Source organism: Streptomyces sp. NPDC055189 (assembly GCF_053606765.1).
Genome location: NZ_JBSGSG010000041.1, coordinates 15243 through 32737, shown reverse-complemented (window position 1 = coordinate 32737; position 17495 = coordinate 15243). Strand labels below are relative to the sequence as shown.

Annotated in this window: 18 protein-coding genes; 10 read left to right on the top strand and 8 right to left on the bottom strand. The window is 70.9% G+C overall.

Annotation, left to right across the window (positions count from 1 at the left end; all coding sequences use genetic code 11):
* Nucleotides 1–220: 220 nt before the first annotated feature.
* From ACWFR3_RS26295 to ACWFR3_RS26285, 3 genes are all read left to right on the top strand, one after another.
* Nucleotides 221–787, top strand: a complete 567-nt coding sequence (locus ACWFR3_RS26295; protein WP_453737085.1) for a DUF6417 family protein — start codon at nucleotides 221–223, stop codon at nucleotides 785–787.
* A 77-nt stretch (nucleotides 788–864) separates the two neighbouring features.
* A complete protein-coding gene (locus ACWFR3_RS26290) occupies nucleotides 865–1362 on the top strand; it encodes a MarR family winged helix-turn-helix transcriptional regulator (protein WP_453737084.1) in 498 nt (165 codons plus the stop codon).
* A gap of 129 nt (nucleotides 1363–1491) precedes the next feature.
* Complete coding sequence (locus tag ACWFR3_RS26285) at nucleotides 1492–3654, top strand: MMPL family transporter (RefSeq protein WP_453737083.1); 2163 nt, start codon at nucleotides 1492–1494, stop codon at nucleotides 3652–3654.
* Here the strand turns inward: ACWFR3_RS26285 and ACWFR3_RS26280 are convergent.
* The 3 genes from ACWFR3_RS26280 to ACWFR3_RS26270 all read right to left on the bottom strand — a co-directional run bounded on the left by ACWFR3_RS26280 (nucleotide 3603) and on the right by ACWFR3_RS26270 (nucleotide 6511).
* Entirely contained in the window at nucleotides 3603–4739 is a 1137-nt protein-coding gene (locus ACWFR3_RS26280) for an LCP family protein (RefSeq protein WP_453737082.1), read from the bottom strand. The two genes, ACWFR3_RS26285 and ACWFR3_RS26280, sit on opposite strands and share 52 nt — an antisense overlap.
* A 56-nt stretch (nucleotides 4740–4795) precedes the next feature.
* Nucleotides 4796–5305 carry a transglycosylase SLT domain-containing protein gene (locus ACWFR3_RS26275; RefSeq protein ID WP_453737081.1) on the bottom strand — a complete coding sequence of 170 codons (510 nt, stop codon included), beginning with the start codon at nucleotides 5303–5305 and terminating at the stop codon, nucleotides 4796–4798.
* 423 nt (nucleotides 5306–5728) lie between these two features.
* Nucleotides 5729–6511, bottom strand: a complete 783-nt coding sequence (locus ACWFR3_RS26270) for an AraC family ligand binding domain-containing protein (protein ID WP_453737080.1) — start codon at nucleotides 6509–6511, stop codon at nucleotides 5729–5731.
* Between the two features lie 84 nt (nucleotides 6512–6595).
* Between ACWFR3_RS26270 and ACWFR3_RS26265 the strand changes: the two genes are divergently transcribed.
* Nucleotides 6596–7399: a sulfite exporter TauE/SafE family protein gene (locus ACWFR3_RS26265; RefSeq protein WP_453737079.1), complete on the top strand. Its 804-nt coding sequence runs from the start codon at nucleotides 6596–6598 to the stop codon at nucleotides 7397–7399.
* Between the two features lie 62 nt (nucleotides 7400–7461).
* Here the strand turns inward: ACWFR3_RS26265 and ACWFR3_RS26260 are convergent, their stop codons facing one another.
* Nucleotides 7462–8202, bottom strand: a complete 741-nt coding sequence (locus ACWFR3_RS26260) for an SDR family oxidoreductase (protein WP_453737078.1) — start codon at nucleotides 8200–8202, stop codon at nucleotides 7462–7464.
* Nucleotides 8203–8308: 106 nt separating this feature from the next.
* On the opposite strand from ACWFR3_RS26260, the gene ACWFR3_RS26255 reads away from it, so the two are divergent.
* Nucleotides 8309–8800 (top strand): RrF2 family transcriptional regulator, encoded by a 492-nt coding sequence (locus tag ACWFR3_RS26255; RefSeq protein WP_453737077.1) that lies wholly within the window; start codon nucleotides 8309–8311, stop codon nucleotides 8798–8800.
* On the opposite strand, the gene ACWFR3_RS26250 is transcribed toward ACWFR3_RS26255, so the two are convergent.
* Nucleotides 8772–9350 carry a hypothetical protein gene (locus ACWFR3_RS26250; protein ID WP_453737076.1) on the bottom strand — a complete coding sequence of 193 codons (579 nt, stop codon included), beginning with the start codon at nucleotides 9348–9350 and terminating at the stop codon, nucleotides 8772–8774. The genes ACWFR3_RS26255 and ACWFR3_RS26250 overlap by 29 nt on opposite strands.
* 193 nt (nucleotides 9351–9543) lie before the next feature.
* Here ACWFR3_RS26250 and ACWFR3_RS26245 point away from each other — a divergent pair, with 193 nt between their 5' ends.
* The 5 genes from ACWFR3_RS26245 (at nucleotide 9544) to ACWFR3_RS26225 (ending at nucleotide 14802) form a co-directional block, all read left to right on the top strand.
* Nucleotides 9544–10176, top strand: coding sequence for a hypothetical protein (locus ACWFR3_RS26245; RefSeq protein WP_453737075.1), 633 nt, complete (start codon nucleotides 9544–9546; stop codon nucleotides 10174–10176).
* Nucleotides 10177–10179: 3 nt separating this feature from the next.
* Nucleotides 10180–10752: a S1 RNA-binding domain-containing protein gene (locus ACWFR3_RS26240; RefSeq protein ID WP_453737074.1), complete on the top strand. Its 573-nt coding sequence runs from the start codon at nucleotides 10180–10182 to the stop codon at nucleotides 10750–10752.
* Between the two features lie 318 nt (nucleotides 10753–11070).
* A complete protein-coding gene (dctA, locus tag ACWFR3_RS26235; RefSeq protein WP_453737073.1) occupies nucleotides 11071–12600 on the top strand; it encodes a C4-dicarboxylate transporter DctA in 1530 nt (509 codons plus the stop codon).
* 40 nt (nucleotides 12601–12640) lie between these two features.
* On the top strand, nucleotides 12641–13543 hold the full coding sequence (locus ACWFR3_RS26230) for a LysR family transcriptional regulator (protein WP_453737127.1): 903 nt from the start codon (nucleotides 12641–12643) through the stop codon (nucleotides 13541–13543).
* A 176-nt stretch (nucleotides 13544–13719) separates the two neighbouring features.
* Complete coding sequence (locus ACWFR3_RS26225; protein ID WP_453737072.1) at nucleotides 13720–14802, top strand: tartrate dehydrogenase; 1083 nt, start codon at nucleotides 13720–13722, stop codon at nucleotides 14800–14802.
* Between the two features lie 147 nt (nucleotides 14803–14949).
* On the opposite strand, the gene ACWFR3_RS26220 is transcribed toward ACWFR3_RS26225, so the two are convergent.
* From ACWFR3_RS26220 to ACWFR3_RS26210, 3 genes are all read right to left on the bottom strand, one after another.
* Nucleotides 14950–15477, bottom strand: a complete 528-nt coding sequence (locus tag ACWFR3_RS26220) for a flavin reductase family protein (RefSeq protein WP_453737071.1) — start codon at nucleotides 15475–15477, stop codon at nucleotides 14950–14952.
* A 110-nt stretch (nucleotides 15478–15587) separates the two neighbouring features.
* On the bottom strand, nucleotides 15588–16355 hold the full coding sequence (locus ACWFR3_RS26215) for an alpha/beta hydrolase (protein ID WP_453737070.1): 768 nt from the start codon (nucleotides 16353–16355) through the stop codon (nucleotides 15588–15590).
* Nucleotides 16352–17494: an LLM class flavin-dependent oxidoreductase gene (locus ACWFR3_RS26210; protein WP_453737069.1), complete on the bottom strand. Its 1143-nt coding sequence runs from the start codon at nucleotides 17492–17494 to the stop codon at nucleotides 16352–16354. The genes ACWFR3_RS26215 and ACWFR3_RS26210 overlap by 4 nt, the downstream gene beginning before the upstream one ends.
* Between the last annotated feature and the right edge of the window lies 1 nt (nucleotide 17495).

The following is a 17495-nucleotide window of genomic DNA, read 5'->3' as shown; positions in this document are numbered from 1 at the left end:
CGGCGGCTGTCTGTCCCAACCGTCCGGCGCCTACGTCGCACAGCGCTGTGCTCTCGTGGTGATTGGGTAGCCATCTTCGCCGAGCTGAAACAGGTGCGCTGCGCATTGCTCAACAGTCCTCCTGCGGGTGCGGATGCACGCTAGCGTCGCGGCATCGCACTGTTCGGCGGGAGGTGCAGGTATGCGGTGGTCGGCTGGGCACGATGTGCTGCTGCAACGCGTGGCTGACGTGCAGCGCACAACCGATGGGTGGGCCACGGCGGGCCCGGGGCTCGATGAACGCGTCACGGGTCCGCTGGTGAAACTCGGGCTGGTCCGGGCGGCGCCCCGTGATCAGCGGGCGCAGCTCTCCGAGGAGGCCGGGCGGCCGGTTCTGTGGGCGGTGCAGCTGACGGACGACGGGTGGGACGCGCTCCTGTACGCACAGGTGCGGGCCGCCCCGACGACCGGCGAAGCCCCCGCGCCCGGGCTGCAGCAGGTGGGCCTGCGCCGCTCGGATCTGGACGCGTTGCGGCGGTTCCTCGCCTTACGCGGGCAACTGCGCCGCGCGCCCGCGCCGGGCCTGGAGGCGGCGGTGGAAGCGGCCCGCTTCAGCGCGGCGTCCAACCGCTGGGTCATATACGTGAGCGGCGAGCAGATGGAGTCGATGGCACGCGCGTTCTTCCTCGAACGGATGGGCGGATCGGCGGCGCCGGCCAATCGGTTCGCCCGTGTGTACGGCGTGACGTACACGCCCGCCGCTCCCCTGCTCGTCTCCGAGGCGAAGGGCGGCGAGTGCGGCCCGTAGGACGTCATCAGTTGGTGACCGCTGCGGGGCCCGCGGGTGCCAGGGGCGTGCCGGTGAGGGATCTATAGGCTTCGCATGTGGCCAGTACAGAGGATTCAGTGTTCAGCGGCGGTGCGGCATCCGAGCCGGTGCCGACTGATCTGCAGGCGTTCGCGGTGCAGCTGCGGCGGATGAACGGCGAGCTCAACCGGGTGATCCATGGTTTCGCCGCGGGCCACGATCTGCACGCCACGGACGTCCAGGCGCTGGCGGCCATTCTGGATGCGGATGATCCGCTCACTCCGGGGCGGCTGCGCGAGCATCTGGGGCTGACCTCGGGCGCCGTCACCGCGTGCCTGGACCGTCTGGAGCGGGCCGGGCACATTCGCCGGTCGCGGGACAGCGCGGATCGCCGGGTGGTGCATCTGCACTACGCGCCGGGCGCCAAGGCGGCGGCGCGCACCTTCTTCCAGCCGCTGGCCGCGGCGACGGAGAGCGCTCGCGTGCGGTTCAGCGCGGACGAGCTGTCCGTGGCGCTGCGCTTTCTGGCCGCCATGAACGAGGAACTCGCCGAGCTGCGCGGCCGTCAGCGCTAGGCCGTCGGCGCCCGGTCCGCCCGGCGACGCGCCCGGTCGGCACGGCACCCGCTGAACACCTCCGGCGAATGAGATGCTTCAATCATTGAGATTCTTAGTTGTTGAGGTATTAATCCCGCAAGGAGATCCATGTCCACAGGTACGCGCCTGGCACGCTGGCTGGTCCCCGTCGTCCTGCTCGTCGCCTGGCTCGGCATCGGCGGCACGCTCGGCCCCTACGCCGGGAAACTGGGCGAGGTCGCCACCAACGACCAGGCCGCCTTCCTGCCGCAGAACGCCGAGTCCACGCAGGTCATCGACGCACAGAAGAAGTTCAGCCAGGACGAGACCCTCCCTGCGATCGTCGTCTGGACCGCGGACGGGGCCACGCAGGCCGACGGAATCGACCGGGCCAAGCAGGCCGGCGCCACGCGTGCGCTGGCCTCGCTGAACGGCCAGAAGGGCTTCGCCGGACGGGCGTCCCCCGCCGTGCTGTCCAAGGACGGCAAGGCGCTGCAAGGCGTCGTCCAACTACGCCCCGACCTCGGCGAGGAACTGGAACCCACCCTGGAGCGCGTCCGCAAGGCCGCGGACCGGGTGTCGGGGACGGAGGCACAGGTGGCCGGGCCCGCCGCCAGTCAGGCCGATCTCTCCGACGCCTTCGGGGGCATCGACGGCCTGCTGCTCGGGGTCGCCCTGATCACCGTCCTGGTGATTTTGCTGCTCGTCTACCGCAGCCTGCTGCTGCCGCTCGTCATCATCCTGGGGGCCGTCTTCGCCCTGGGGCTGGCCTGCGGAATCGTCTATGTACTGGCCGATCACGACGTCGTCCGGGTCGACGGCCAGGTCCAGGGCATCCTCTCCATCCTGGTCATCGGCGCCGCGACCGACTACGCGCTGCTGCTCACGGCACGCTTCCGCGAGGAACTGGCCGACAGCAGCGACCGGGTCGCCGCCATGCGGGCGGCGCTGCGCCGGTCGCTTGGCCCCATCGTCGCCAGCGGCGCCACGGTCGCGCTCGGGCTGCTCGCCCTCCTGTTGAGCGACCTGACCAACAACCGCGCGCTGGGGCCCGTGGGGGCCATCGGCATCGTCTGCGCCGTACTGAGCACGCTGACCTTCCTGCCCGCGGTCCTCATCCTGCTCGGGCGGGCGGCGTACTGGCCCGCCAAGCCCAAGTCGGCCACGGAGAAGTCCGCGGGGCAGGGCGTATGGACCAAGATCGCCTCGCTCGTCGACCGGGCACCGCGCAAGGTCTGGGCCGCCACCCTCGCCGGCCTGTTCGTCTGCGCCGCCTTCGCCCCCACGCTCAGCTCCAAGGGCGTGCCCCTGGACGAGATCTTCGTCAACGACGCGCCCTCCGTGTCCGCGCAGAAGACGCTCGGCGAGCACTTCCCCGGCGGTTCGGGCAACCCGGCCGTCGTGATCGCCGACGCGGACCGCGTCGAGCAGGTCACGGACGCGGCCGGGCGCACCCGGGGGGTGTCGTCGGCCGCGGCCGTGAGCGCTTCGGGCCGGCCGGGCGGAGGAGAGCCGCTCGTCGTCGACGGGCGGGTGCGTATCGACGCCACCTTGGAGGATGCCGCCGACAGCGATGCGGCGAAGGACACCGTGGCCCGGCTGCGCGACGCCGTCCACGCGGTGAACGGCGCCGACGCATTGGTGGGCGGCTACACCGCCCAGCAGTACGACACGCAGCGCACCGCAGAGGACGACCGCATGCTCATCGTGCCGGTGGTCCTGGCGATCATCCTGGTCATCCTGATCGGACTGCTCAGGTCGCTGCTGATGCCGGTCCTGCTGGTGGCGACGGTGGCGCTCAACTTCCTGGCCACCCTCGGCGTTTCCGCCCTGGTCTTCCAGCACGTCCTCGGCTTCAGCGGGACGGACTCCTCCGTACCGCTGTACGGGTTCGTCTTCCTGGTGGCGCTGGGCGTGGACTACAACATCTTCCTGATGTCACGGGTCCGCGAGGAATCACTGCGCCACGGGGCCCGCGAAGGGGTGCTGCGCGGGCTGACCGCCACCGGCGGCGTCATCACCTCGGCCGGGGTCGTGCTCGCGGCGACGTTCGCGGCGCTGGGCATCATCCCACTGGCTTTCCTGGTGCAGATCGCCTTCATCGTCGCCTTCGGCGTCCTGCTGGACACCCTGGTCGTCCGCTCGCTCCTGGTGCCCGCCCTGGTCCGCGACATCGGGCCGAAGGCGTGGTGGCCCGGAGCTCTCAGCCGCACCGGCCGGGGATCGGGACCGGGGGCGGGTCAGGTGCCCGCGGAGACCGGCGAGTCGCTCTTGTCGCCGACCGAGTCCTGAGTGGCGGACTCGGGGATGGGCCGGTCGTGGCGCAGGGCGGACCACACCTGCTGCGAGGCCTTCTCCAGCGGCAGGACCCGTCCTGAGTCCTGCGCGTCATAGGTGACCGGCATCGTGACCATGTTCGTGCGGTCGGGGCTGATGCCCTTGAGCTCCTTGGCCAGTCCGAGGAGCTTGTCCGCCGAGGCCAGCTCGGAGTCCGCGCTGATGGTCTTGGTCGCGGTGTCGGCCAGGTCGTAGGACTTGGCGGGGCTGCCCAGCGGGTCGACGGTCTCGGCCTGGTGGATCAGCGCCTTGATGAACGCCTGCTGGAGCTGGATGCGGCCCAGGTCACTGCCGTCACCGACGCCGTGGCGGGTGCGGACAAGCTCCAGTGCCTGCTTGCCCTTGAGCGTGTGCTTGCCGGCGCTCAGCGCCAGGCCGCTGTTGGGGTCGTTGATGGCCTTGCGGGTGGTGATGTCCACGCCGCCGAGCTCGTCGATGATCTTCTGGAAGCCCTTGAAGTCGACTTCGAGGTAGTGGTCCATGCGTACGCCGGACATCTTTTCGACCGTCTTGACGGTGCACGCCGGTCCGCCCGCCTGGTAGGACGAGTTGAACATGGCCTGCTGCGCGCCGGCCGCCGTGCCGCCGTGCGGCTTGGCGCACTGGGGCCGATCGACCATGGTGTCGCGCGGGATGCTGACGACCGAGGCCTTCTTGTGGGTCTTGTCGACGTGCAGGACCATCGCCGTGTCGGCACGGGCTCCGCTGACGCCCTTGCCGTACTGGCCGTGCGTTCCCGCCCGGGAGTCGGACCCGAGCAGGAGGATGTTCATCGAGCCGTTCTTCTGCTGACCGGGCCGGTCCTGCCCGAGTGCGGCGTTCATGTCCGTGCCCTGGATGTTGCCGTTGAGGTGCTGCCAGGCGTAGGCCGCGCCTCCTCCGCCGATCAGGACTGCTCCCAGGGCGCCCCATGCGACGTAGCGCAGGGTCTTGCGCGGCTTGCGCCGCCGGGAGCCGCGTACCCGCGGGGGCCCGTACTCGGGCACTGCGGGGCCGGTGGCCATGTGCGCCTGCTGCTCGTTGCTGCTCTCGTGCGGCATGCGCTGCCTCTTCTCGTTGACCGGTACGTGACTCGGGTGCTGCGTCGAGCGGTGGCTCAGTACGCGGAGTCGACGTTGTCGATCGAGCCGTACTTGTCGGCGGCGTAGTTCGCGGCCGCGGTGATGTTGGCGACCGGGTCGGTCAGGTTATTGGGGGTGCCCGCCACGTGGTAGGCGTCGAAGGTCGGCTGGATGACCTGGAGCAGTCCCTTGGAGGGGGTGCCGGCCTGGGCGTTGACGTCCCAGCCGTTCTGGGCGTTGGGGTCACCGGCGGACTCGCGCATGATGTTGCGGTGCAGACCCTCGTAGGAGCCGGGGATGCCCTTGGACTTCATGATCTCCAGGGACTCCTTGATCCAGCCGTCGAGGTTGTCGGCGTGGGGCTTCTTGGCCGCGGCGGCCTGGGTGGCCTTCGTGCTCGCCGCGGTCGGCTCGGCGGCCTGCGCCTGGGTGGGGACCAGCGTGAGGGCTGCGGCCGCGGCGCCTGCGGTGGCGATACCGGCGACGGAGATCTTGCGCAGTCGGTTGATGCGGCCGGTGCTGGTCTGCGTCTGGGTCGTGGCCATGCGGGGGTAACTCTCCAATGCGATGTGTGGGTGGGGGCTCGGCCGAAGCGAGCGGATGTGCTCGGTGCGTCCCGTGCTCCCCGGACTTCAGCAAGGGTTAGCGGTGGCCGGAGCGGGACGCAATGATGTGACGTACTACCGGCTTACGCAGGTCACCCCTGGTCAGACGCTGTACAGGAGAACCGCGGCCCCGCGCCGGAGCCTCGGGGGGTCTACTACCGTCGTTAGCATGTGACCTGGCTCCTATGGGTGGGCTCACAGCCTCGGCGGTGTTTTGCGCTTCCACGGGGCGTGGCAAGGGGGTTGGTGGGCAGACGACGCCCCTCGGCGCCTCTTTCCGCCCGATTTCACCGTGAACATGCAGGTCAGAACCCTTTTTGTGGCCTTCGGCAGGCGATGGCACGCCGATGCGGCCGCCGTGCGTCAGCGCCGGGCGCCGCCGGGGCCTCGCGCGGTGAAGCGGGAGGGGGGTGTGCCGAAGGCGCGGGTGAAGGCGGCGGTGAACGCGGCGGGCGAGGCGTAGCCGATCCGGGCGCCGACCTCGCTGACCGAGGCGGTGCGCAGCAGCGGGAGGGCCGCGAGCAGCCGGGCGCGGGCCCGCCAGACCGCGGGGCTTTCCCCGGTCTCGACGCGGAAGCGCCGCGTGAAGGCCCGCTCGCTCATGGCCGTCTCGGCGGCCCAGGCGGCATTGGTGGCCTCTGCGTCGGGGGCGGCCAGGTACGCACGGCACAGGCGCGCCAGATCGGCGGAGGCGGGAATGGCGACGTGGAAGGGGAGCGGGGCGCGCTCCGCGATCTCGTACAGGAGCAGGGCGGCGATGCTGCCCTCGCGCCCGGCGAGGCTGTAGTGGGCCGGGAACTCGACGGCGGCCAGGAGCAGCTCGCGCAGCAGCGGCGGGACGTCCACGACCGTGCAGGTGGCGGGCCACCAGGGCACGGCCCGCGGCTCGATGTACAGGCTGCGGGTGCTCACCCCCAGCATCCGCACCCGGTGGCGTGTGGCGGGCGGGATCAGCACGGCGCGCTCGGGCGGAACGGTCCAGGTCCCCTCGGCGGTGTCGACGACCATGACGCCGGTGGCGCCGTAGAGGAACTGCGCGCGGCGGTGTTCGTGCCAGTCCAGGACGTGGCCGGGCGGGTAGTCGGTGCCGATCGGCAGGACCACCCGGTCGGTGTCGTCGACCTCGGCCAGCGGGACGTTCTTCACCCGCCCACCCTAGTGGCCGAGACGCGAAAGAACTGTGCCGACCATCGCATGCCGGTAGGCCGGTGCGGCTGGTGGGGTGGAGACATGGACTTCGTGGTGTTGGTCGGGGTCGGGCTCCTGACCGGAGTGACGACCGTGCTGTTCGGTTTCGGCGGCGGGTTCGTCGCGGTGCCGGTCGTGGTGTGGGCGGACGCGGCGCTCGGCGCGGACGCGATGCGGGTGGCGACGGCCACCTCGGCCCTGGTGATGGTGGTCAGCGCGGGATTCGCGACGGCTGTCACCCCGCGGCGGGTGCTCTCGGCGCTGCGCGGCAGCGGCCGGCTGCTCCTGCTGCTCGCGGCCGGGGCCGCGGCCGGAGCGTTCGCCACGCGCCTTGCCCCGGCCGATCTGGCCCGCTGGGCCTTCGTCGCCTACGTCGCGCTCACCATGGCCGATCTGCTGCTGCGCCCCGGCTTCCTGCGCCCGCCCGCCGGGGCCGGGGCGCCGCAGGACGCTCCGCGTCCGCTGCCGGCCTTCCTCGGCGCTCCGATCGGTGCGGTGGCCGCCTTCCTCGGCGTGGGCGGCAGCGTCATGACCGTTCCCGCGATGCGGCGGGCCGGGCACCCGATGCGGGTGGCGACCGCGCTGGCCAACCCCCTCACCCTTGCCATCGCCCTCCCGGCCACCGCGGTGTCCCTGTGCATGGCGGCCATACCGGACGCCGAGGACGCCCGGGGGCACCTGGCCGGCCTCATCGACGTCCGCGCCGCATCGGCGCTGCTCCTGGGAGCTCTGCCGGTCATCGCGGTGCTGCGGCGCCGCCCGCCGCGGATCCGCGACCGCCACCACGCCGGGGCCTATATCGGCCTGCTCGGCGTGGTGGCGGTCGCGATGCTGCTTCTTGGCTGACGGCTGCACGCCCCGCCCCCGCCAGGCGCCGGGCCGGGCCGGAGCGTGCCGTGGTGCGTCGGCTAGCTGGTGGTGCCCAGCCAGTCCTCGTAGCGGTTGGAGGCCAGGCGCGCGTCAGGTCCCGCGATCAGAACGTCGCCCTCGACGGCGGCGAACATGCCCGCCTTCTCGTCGGTGACGACGGGCCGGGAGTCCTTGCGGGCAGCCAGCGTCAGGCGGCCGAGTTCGTCGAGCGGGAAGACGTCGGGGCCCGCGACCTCGAGCGTGCCGTTGAGCGGCGGGGCGGTGGTGACATCGGCCAGGGCCTGGACCACGTCGGCGGTCGCCAGGGGCTGGATGCGCGTGGCGGGCAGCCGGACGGCCTGGTCGTCGGAGGTCCAGGACATGACCGCGTCCATGAACTCGAAGAACTGGGTGGCGCGCACGATCGAGTACGGGGTGGGGCCCTGCCGCAGCAGGTCCTCCTGGAGGGTCTTGGCGCGGTAGTAGTCCAGCTGCGGCACCTGGTCGACGCCGACGATGGAGAGGATGACCTGATGGCGGACGCCTGCGCGCTCGCCGGCGGCCAGCAGATTGCCGGTGGTGGTGCGGAAGAAGTCCGGCGAGGCTTCGTCGAACGTGGGCGAGTTCGACACGTTGACGACCGTGTCCGCGCCCTTGAGTGCCTGGTCCAGGCCCGTGCCCGTGAGCAGGTCGACTCCCGTCGACAGGGACGAGGCGACGACCTCGTGTCCCGCCTCGCGAAGCCGGGCGACGAGCTGCGAACCGATCAGTCCGGTACCGCCGATGACCGTGATGTTCATGATCGTGCCCTTCTGTGAACCGAGTGCCGCTGACTCAGCAAACTCGGATACCTGTTGTCCGAGATGCTACTCGGATAACCTGTATCCGAGTCAACTGGGAGGGCGCATGAAACTGTCCGGCGGCGTGGAATGGGCACTGCACTGCTGTGTGGTCCTCACCGCGGCAACCGAGCCGGTCCCGGCTGCCCGACTGGCGCAGCTGCACGACGTCTCGCCCAGCTACCTGGCCAAGCAGATGCAGGCTCTCTCCCGGGCGGACCTGGTGAAGTCCGTGCAGGGCAAGACGGGCGGATACGTACTGACCAGGGCGGCCGCCGACATCGCCGTCCTGGACGTGGTGCAGGCCGTCGACGGAGCGAGCCCGGCATTCGTCTGCACCGAGATCCGTCAGCGGGGCCCTTTCGGGACACCGCCCGAGGACTGCACCAAGGCGTGCCCCATCGCCCGCGCGATGAACGCGGCCGACGCCGCCTGGCGGGCGTCGCTGCGGGAGGTTTCCATCGCCGACCTGGTCGGCACGGTGGAGCAGGACAGCGGGCCCGAGGCACTGCCGCAGATCGGTACGTGGCTCAACGCGGCGAACGGTTCGAGCGGCTGACAACCTCCGTCCTGCGCCGCTCCACATCCCCGGCCGCCATCGGCGCCTGGATTCTGCACACGTCACCGACCCGCAGGCGGTCGGGCGTGCTGTACTCGCCGTAGGTGGCGACGACCGAGACGGCCACACGGGAATCAGGCTGCCAGAAGGTCCTGAAGTACGGGGAGTTCGCGGGGAGTTCGGGGATTTCCAGCAGCGGGACCCCGCGCCGCTCCAGCAGGCGCCGCAGCTTGCCGAAGCGCAGCCGGGGCGTGAACCGTCCGTAGCGGGCACGCAGCACCTCGTTGACGAGGGAGCGGTCCCGGTGCGCTAGTCGGTGCACCTGCAGGGTGAAGTGGTGGCCGGACCAGGGCCGGCCGGCCGAAGCGCGCTCCCAGAAGAACTCGGCCAGGCCGTAGTCACGGCACATGCTGTGCTTGCCGAAGGTGTTCTCGGCGAAGCCCGGACCGAGGACCCGGGTGACGGCGTCGGGAGAGGCCGCGGGGCTCGCGCCGAGCACGGTGCCGGTGGTGACGACGTCGACGTAGAACGCCAGGGAGTACGGGGTCACGGCTGAGTCCTCGGTGCGGTGCTATGTGGTGCGGTGTTATGTGGTGCGGTGCTATGTGGTGCGGTGCTGTGCGGTGCTGTCCAACGGATACGCCCCCCAGTGAACCAGCCTCCCGGCGGTCGGCCCGCCCACTGCAGCACACCTGTGACAGCTGGCCAACTGTGGTGCCTGTGACCGCGGATAAGATGCCGGGATGAGAAATCGGGGGCGCACACTCAAGGTCACAGCGGCACTGGTGCTTTCGGCGCTGGCCCTGACCGGCTTCACGACCGGGCGAGGGCACGGCGGCGGCAGCCGCCACGGCGGCGGAGGCGGCGGAGGCGGCTGCAGCAGTTCGAGCCAGGACCACGACAGTTCGTCGTCGAGCAGCTCTGGCTCCTCCGGGTCATCCGGGTCAACTACATCGGGCTCGGGCTACGACGACGATGACGACGCGTACGGGAGCAGCGGCGACACGAGCAGCAGCGGCACCAGCGGCGGCGGCTACAACCGGCGGCCGACGCACGACTCCACCTCCTCCAGCTCCTCCGGCTCCACCGGCAGTGGGCAACTGGAGAACGCCAAGGCCACTTTGGTGGCCTGCGCGACCAAGGCAGCCCCGTACGCGACGGTGAAGGTCACGAACGGCAATGAGAAGAAGGGCCGTTTCTGGGTGTCGGTGACCTTCCTGGACGAAGACGGCCTCACCATCATCGAGGAGAGCGAGAAGGTCAAGGTGCCCGGAAAGGGCAAGGTGACCACTCGGGTGGAGATCAGCGGCGAGGGCCTGGCCGACTCGGTCGATCACTGCGAAGTGGACCCGCAGGCCCTGCCGGTGGCGGGCTGACAGTTGGCCGCGCTGGGGCCGGACGAGCACCCGGAACTCTGCGCGTTCCTGGAATCGCTGCGGCGCGGCGAGATCCTTGAAGGCACGGTCACGGCGATCGAGCGGTTCGGGGTGTTCGTCGCACTGGACGAAGGCCCCGCCCACCCCGTCTTCCCCGGCGTCGGGTTCATCACGATCCCCGAACTGTCCTGGACCGGGATCGAGGCGGCGTCGGACGTCGTCGCGGTCGGGCAGCGCGTTTCCTGTGAGTTCCTGCAGTTCGACACCTGGAATCTGGAGGCCAGGCTGTCCCTGCGGGCGCTGCGGCCCGACCCGTTGCAGGCATTCGCCGACCGCACCGCGGCGGGCCGGCACCTGCGGGGACCGGTCACCAAGCTGATCCCCTTCGGCGCCTTCGTACGGGTCGCCGAAGGGATCGAAGGGCTGGTCCATCTTCAGGAACTCGCCTGGACGCCCGTGGAGAAACCGGAGGATGTCGTCGAGGTCGGCGACGAGATCTCCGTCGTCGTCATCGAGGTCGATATGTCACGACGCAGAATCACCCTCTCCCGACGCCAGGCCAGCCCTCCTCGGTGAGCCGGGCGGCGGCCTCGGTGCGGGCAGCCTGCCCTGTGACGGCAGTCCCGCGGCGCCGGCCGGCGTACTCCGCCACCGTGGCCGAGCGCGTATAGGCACGACCTATGCGGGGCATCGGTTTTTGGTCGTGGACCTCCTCTGCCGTGACCGGCTTCACTGACCCGGTAGTTGGTGCGGCGGCCGGTCGGGACCCGGTGTCGCACGGGGCTTCACAAGCCGGTTCCCGGCACGCGACACCTGCTCCTGGCGCAGGAGCAGGTGTCGCCTCTGCGTGGAGCGCGCCGGTGAGCCCCTGCCCGTGCCTGGATGGAGGTTGCAATGACGCATGCCCCGAACCGTGCCGCGAGCGGCGCCGCAGGAAGCGCCGTGGTGAAGAGCAAGCCGTGGTACCGGCAGTTGTACGTGCAGGTCCTCGCGGCGATCGTCATCGGGATCGTGCTCGGCTGGCGGTGGCCGGATCTGGCCACGTCGATGGAGCCGATCGGCACCACGTTCATCACCGCGATGAAGATGCTGATCGGGCCGATCGTGTTCCTGACGATCATCGGCGGCATCTCAGGGGTCTCCGACCTGAAGAAGGTGGGCCGGACGGGGCTGAAGGCGCTGACCTACTTCCAGGTGGGCACGATCATCGCTCTGCTGACGGGCCTGGTCGCGATCAATGTCTTCCGGCTCGGCGACGGCGTGCACGCCGATCCGTCCTCCCTGGAGGTCTCCGGGGACGCCGGGAAGTACATCGAGGCGGGTGAACACCAGCACTGGTGGGAGTTCTTGACGGGCCTGGTGCCCGACAGCTTCTTCGGCGCGTTCGTCGAGGGCGACATCCTCCAGGTCATCTTCCTCGCAGTGATTTTCGGGATCGCGCTGAAGTCGGTGGGCGCGGTGGGCGAGCCGGTCATCGCCGGCGTCAACCGGCTGACTCAGGTGGTGTTCAAGGTCCTTGCGTTCGTGATGAAGGCGGCACCGCTCGGCGCGTTCGGCGCGATGTCGTACGCCATCGGGAAGTTCGGCCTCTCCACGCTGACCAGCCTCGGCTCGCTGATCCTGCTCTTCTACGTCACCTCCGTCCTGTTCGTCGTGGTGGTGCTCGGCGGGGTGCTCGCGGCGTATGTGCGGCTGAACATCTTCCAGCTCTTCCGCTACTTCAAGGAGGAGTTCTTCCTGGTCCTCGGCACCTCCACGGCCGAGCCCGCCCTGCCGGGGCTGATGCGCAAGCTGCAGTTCATGGGCGCCGAGCGCTCCACCGTGGGCCTGGTCGTGCCGACCGGCTACAGCTTCAACCTCGACGGGGCCGCGATCTATCTGTCCCTGGCCACGCTCTACATCGCCCAGGCCACCGACACCGCGCTGTCCCTGGGGGCCCAACTCGGCCTGCTGGCCGTGATGTTGCTGACGTCCAAGGGCGCGGCCGGGGTGGCAGGAGGCGGATTCATCGCGCTGACCGCGACGCTGTCCACCGTCGGCCATGTGCCCGCGGCCGGCATCATGCTGATCTTCGGCATCGACAAGTTCATGTCCGAGTGCCGCGCCCTGGTCAACTTCTACGGCAACGCGGTCGCCACCCTGGTCATCGCCCGCTGGGAGGGCGGACTCGACCTGGAGCGGGCCCGGCTTGTCCTTGCCGGGCAGATCAGGGAGGACGCCCCGGACCCCGGTGAGACCGCCGCCGTGCCGCGTCAGGACACCGGCGGGGCGGAGAAGCCGGCCGCGCCGGGCAAGGCGCCTGCCGATGACGCCGTGGAACCCGCGGACCTCGCGAAGCCCGCGGCTCAGCGGGACACTCAGGCGGCCGGCCAGTCGGCACCGCGATCGGCCGGAGGCGACGAGGCGGTGCCGGCCGCCCGATAGGGTCCGCCTATGGCCACAGGTCGTGGCCGTGGGAGGCACAGTGGACGCGCGGCAACTCGAATACTTCCTCGCCATCGTGGAGCACGGCGGTTTCAGCAAGGCGGCCGCCGCGCTCCACGTGGCGCAGCCCTCGTTGTCGCAGGCGATGGCCAACCTGGAGGCGGACCTGGGCGTCTCGCTGTTCCATCGCATGGGCCGCGGCGTGGTCCTGAGCGAAGCGGGCGCGGAGCTGCTCGAACCCAGCCGCCGCGTGCTGCGTGACCTGACCGCCGTGCGCGACAGGGCCGAAGCCCTGTCCGGCCTGCACGGCGGCACCGTCGAGATCGCCGCCATGCCATCCCCCGGCATCGAACCGCTGACCACACTGACCCACCGCTTCACCGAACTGCACCCGTCCGTCACGATCAGCAGCCGCGCCGCCTTCACCCCCGAAGACGTCGTCGGCCTCGTGCGCAGCGGCGCCTGCGAGCTCGGCCTGCTCGGCGCCGCCAAGCCGGTGGCCCTCTCGGGAGTGGACGTACTGCCCCTGGAGGAGCAGCCGTTCGTCGTGGTGGCCGGTCCCGACGGTGATGTGCCGGACGGCGCCACCCTGCGCCCGGAAGACCTCGGCGGGCGCAAGCTGATCGCCGCCCGCGGCGGCAGCCTGATGCGTTCCATCGTCGACGACATCACCGCGCAGACGGACGGCACCGACATCGTCGCGGTCGTCGACCACCGCACCTCCGTCCTGCCCCTGGTCCTGACCGGGGTGGGCATCGCCGTCCTGCCCGCGTCCTGGACGCGTCTTGCCCGGCGCTGCGGTGCGTCCGTCGCCGCCATCGAGCCGACCGCACACCTGCACGTCGCGATGATCAGCCTGCCCGCCCATCTCACGCCGGGTGCCCGCGCCTTCCTGGACTTGACCCGCTCCTACGCCCGGCACAAGCAGACCCCCACGCCCTAACCGCCGCGCCCGCGACCGGCGAACTGATCGGCGGCGCCTATGGGTTGTATCGGCAGCATGTCTTGGACGGGGCACGACCGCACTGGGTTCACTTCGGACACCGACCGAAGACGTCGATCCACTCGTCGGTTCCCTGCTCCGCCCGGGCCAGGGGACCCGCATGACCGGAGGCTCCCGTGACCGCACCCCGCACCTTCCGCATCGCCGCCATCCCCGCCGACGGTGTCGGCTCCGAGGTCGTCGCCGCGGGCCGCGCCGTCCTGGACGCCCTGGCGGCCGACTCGCAGGGCGCCTTCGCCTTCGAGTGGCAGGAGTTCCCCTGGGGCTGCGGCTACTACGAGCGCACCGGCAAGATGATGGACGACGACGGCCTGGAGCAGCTGAAGGACTTCGACGCGATCTACTTCGGTGCCGTCGGCTGGCCCACCGTCCCGGACCACATCAGCCTCTGGGGCCTTCGTCTGAAGATCTGCCAGAGCTTCGACCAGTGGGCCAACGTCCGCCCCGTGCACTTCCTGCCCGGCATCACGAGCCCGCTGCGCAAGGCCGACGACACCGACCTCGACTGGGTCGTCGTCCGCGAGAACAGCGAGGGCGAGTACGCGGGTCTGGGCGGCCGTAACCTCGCGGGCCGCGGCCCTGGGGGTGAAGTGGCCCTGCAGTCGGCCCTGTTCACCGAGGTGGGCTGCGAGCGCATCATGCGTTACGCCTTCGACCTGGCGCGCACCCGTACCCGCCGCAAGGTCTCCTCCGTCACCAAGAGCAACGCCCAGCAGTACGGCATGGTGCTGTGGGACGACGTCTTCAAGCGGGTGGCCGCCGACTACCCCGACGTGGAGACCGAGAGCGTCCTGGTCGACGCCATGGCCGCGAAGTTCGTGCTGCGTCCCGAGGATCTCTCCGTGGTCGTCGCCTCCAACCTCAACGCCGACATCCTCTCCGACCTCGGCAGCGCCCTGGCCGGCAGCCTGGGCCTGGCGGCCAGCGCCAACCTCAACCCCGAGCGCCGCTTCCCCAGCATGTTCGAGCCCGTGCACGGCTCCGCGCCCGACATCGCCGGGCAGGGTCTTGCCAACCCGATCGGCGCCGTCGGCAGCGCCGCGCTGATGCTGGAGCACTTCGGGCTCACCGACCAGGCGGCCCGTCTGCACAAGGCGATCGAGGCCACCACCGCGGCCGGCGTCCTCACCCGTGACATCGCGGGCACCGCCTCCACCGAGGACGTCACCAAGGCTCTGATCGACGCACTCGACGCCTGACCCCGCCTCCCCAAGACGTCCGGTCCGCCCTCGTGTCGCGCCGGCGGACCGGACCGGGCCGCCACCTGACGAGCGGCCACACTGTGTTGGGCCCCTCGGTCATCACCGCTGCGGGCCCGGCACATCGTCGCGTCCGGGCACTTGTGATCACTCCGGTGCCGGGGCGGGCAGCCGCTGGGCCGCGGCGAACACCCCGTCGTGGTGCACCAATGCCTCGGCGTCCCGGCGCACTGATCCAGATTCGACCTCGCCGACGACCAGGAGATGGTCGCCGATCCGCTGCCGGAGCGTCACCCTGGCCGTCAGCCAGGCAGGTGCTTCGTCGAGTACGGGAAGGCCGTCCTCGTGCGCGGTCCATGCCACGTTCTGGAAGCGGTCGACGCCGCTGCGCGCGAACTGCCCGGCCAGCGCGGCGTTGTGCGTGCCGAGCACGTGGACGGCGAACCGGTCGGCGTCACCGACCGCCGGGGCGGTGGACGCGTGCAGCCCCAGGAAGAAGGAGACAAGGGGCGGTCGCAGGGACACGGAGGTGAAGGAGGTGGCCGTGAATCCCGCGGGGCCGGGGACGGTGATCACTGTGACTCCGGCGGCGTGGCGGCGCAGTGTGCGCCGGAGTATCTCTTCGGTTTCGGGTGCGGGGGACGTCTGCGCCGGGTGGGCGGTGGAGGTGGACATGGCGGTCCCTCTCGGCTGGTGGGGCGCCCCGGCCCCGCTGCGGTTATGTCCGCAGCGGGACGGTGGCTCGCGGTACGTGGGTCGACAGAGCCCGTGACGGGCCGGGCGCGTCAAGCCTTGGGGACCGGTTCCAGGGTCAGGATCGGGCGCAGGTCCGCAGTCGCGCGCAGCCGCTCCAGCCACACGATGACGTGGGCGGCGCTCGTGCGGTGCGAGGCGTCGTTGAGGACGTCGTGCAGGCCCTCGTGCAGAACGCCGAAGGAGGCGTGCGGCAGGTGTGCGGCGAGGGTACGGGCCTGCTCCAGCGGGGTCAGCGGGTCGGCGGCACCGTGCAGGATCAGGGCGGGCAGGTCGGGGCGGGCGTCGGTCAGGAGGTGCTGCGGTACGGGTGCGGAGAGCTGCTCGCGTGCGAAGTCGGCGTCACCGGTGAGCTTTTGGCGGTGGGTGGGGCAGGCGGTGCGTGCTTCGAGTTCGGCGTCCCAGTCGGCGGGAGCGGAGGGCGTGGCGGTCGTGGCGGCGGTTCCGGCCGCGATGATGCCCGCCAGGGGCAGCCGCGGGTCGTCCCCGGCGGCAAGGTGCAGCGCCTGCAGGGCGCCGGTGTCGCTGCCCACCAGTACGAGGGGTGTGGTGGCGTCCGGCCCGACGGCTGCCACCGCGGCGTCCCGGATGTCCTCCAGGGTGTCACCGGCGGCGGTGTCCAGGGCGTGCACGACATAGCCGTCGGCGGCGAGGCGACGGCCCAACCGCTCGTATATCAGGCCGTGTTCACCGCGTCCTGGCAGGACGACGAGCGTGCCGCGCGGTGCGATGCCGGTGGGCGGCTGCCAGCTGTGGGCGGGGGTGGTGGTGCGCGCGGGGGTGGTGGCGAGATCCGTCATCGGGTGCTTCCTGCGGGGGTGAGGGGCGTGGCCGTGGCCGCGCGGTGGGCGAGTTCCTGGCGGACCAGGGGCAGCAGATGGCGGCCGTAGTCGATGGCGTCGTCGAGCGGGTCGTAGCCGCGGATGAGGATCGTGGTCACGCCGATGTCGATGTAGTCGAGGAGGGCTTGGGCGACGGTCTCCGGGGTGCCGACCAGTGCGGTGGTGTTGCCGCCCGCTCCGGTTGCCGTGGCGGTGGGGGTCCACAGGGCGCGGTCGTGCAGATCGCCCTTGGCGGCGGCCGCCAGAAGCCGCTGGGAGCCGGTGTTCTGGGGTGAGGTGCCGCCGGTGTGGTGGCGGGCCTGGTCGAAGAAGGGGCGTCCGGCGCCGGACTTGATGGTGTCCAGGATGCGGTGGGCGCGATCCCAGGCCAGTTCCTCGGTCGGCGCGAGGACGGGGCGGAAGGAGACGCTGATACCGGGTGGTTCGGCACGGCCCGCGGCCTCGGCGGCCTCGCGCACGGAGGCGATCTGTGCGGCGGTCTCGGCCAGCGGCTCGCCCCACAGGGCGAAGGTGTCGGCGTGCTTGCCGCCCACCCGGTAGGCCGCTTCGGAGGAGCCGCCGAAGTAGAGCGGGATGCCTTCGGGGCGGTAGGGCAGCACGCCGGGGGCGTAGTCCTCGAAGCGGTAGTGCCGGCCCTCGTGGCTGATGGGGTCGGTGGCGGACCAGGAGCGGCGCAGGATGCCCAGGTATTCGTCGGTGCGGTCGTAGCGTTCGTCCTTGTCCAGGTAGTCGCCGTCGCGGCGCTGTTCGGTGTCGTTGCCGCCGGTGATGGTGTGGACGGCGACGCGTCCCTCGGTGAAGTGGTCGAGGGTGGCGAAGCTGCGGGCGGCCAGGGTCGGGGCGATGAAGCCGGGCCGGTGGGCGATGAGCAGGCCGAGACGGTCGGTGCGGGCCGCGACGTGGGCGGCGACCTGGAGCCCGTCGGGCCGTGAGGAGCTGTAGCCGATGAGGATGCGGTCGAAACCGGCGTCCTCGTGGGCGCGGGCGAAGCGGGTCGTGTAGGCGGCGTCGATCAACGGCCCCTGGGCGGGCCTGGTTTCGGACGTGTCCTGGGTGCCGATCATGCCGATGAACTCGACGGACGACGGGCTGGTCATG

Excerpts from the sequence above, each read along its gene's own strand:
- ACWFR3_RS26220 (WP_453737071.1), bottom strand. The coding sequence starts at position 15,477 with ATGTCCACCTCCACCGCCCACCCGGCGCAGACGTCCCCCGCACCCGAA.
- ACWFR3_RS26280 (WP_453737082.1), bottom strand. The coding sequence starts at position 4,739 with ATGCCGCACGAGAGCAGCAACGAGCAGCAGGCGCACATGGCCACCGGC.
- ACWFR3_RS26260 (WP_453737078.1), bottom strand. The coding sequence starts at position 8,202 with ATGAACATCACGGTCATCGGCGGTACCGGACTGATCGGTTCGCAGCTC.
- ACWFR3_RS26275 (WP_453737081.1), bottom strand. The coding sequence starts at position 5,305 with ATGGCCACGACCCAGACGCAGACCAGCACCGGCCGCATCAACCGACTG.
- ACWFR3_RS26215 (WP_453737070.1), bottom strand. The coding sequence starts at position 16,355 with ATGACGGATCTCGCCACCACCCCCGCGCGCACCACCACCCCCGCCCAC.
- ACWFR3_RS26210 (WP_453737069.1), bottom strand. The coding sequence starts at position 17,494 with ATGACCAGCCCGTCGTCCGTCGAGTTCATCGGCATGATCGGCACCCAG.
- ACWFR3_RS26285 (WP_453737083.1), top strand. The coding sequence starts at position 1,492 with ATGTCCACAGGTACGCGCCTGGCACGCTGGCTGGTCCCCGTCGTCCTG.
- ACWFR3_RS26255 (WP_453737077.1), top strand. The coding sequence starts at position 8,309 with ATGAAACTGTCCGGCGGCGTGGAATGGGCACTGCACTGCTGTGTGGTC.
- dctA (WP_453737073.1), top strand. The coding sequence starts at position 11,071 with ATGACGCATGCCCCGAACCGTGCCGCGAGCGGCGCCGCAGGAAGCGCC.
- ACWFR3_RS26245 (WP_453737075.1), top strand. The coding sequence starts at position 9,544 with ATGAGAAATCGGGGGCGCACACTCAAGGTCACAGCGGCACTGGTGCTT.
- ACWFR3_RS26265 (WP_453737079.1), top strand. The coding sequence starts at position 6,596 with ATGGACTTCGTGGTGTTGGTCGGGGTCGGGCTCCTGACCGGAGTGACG.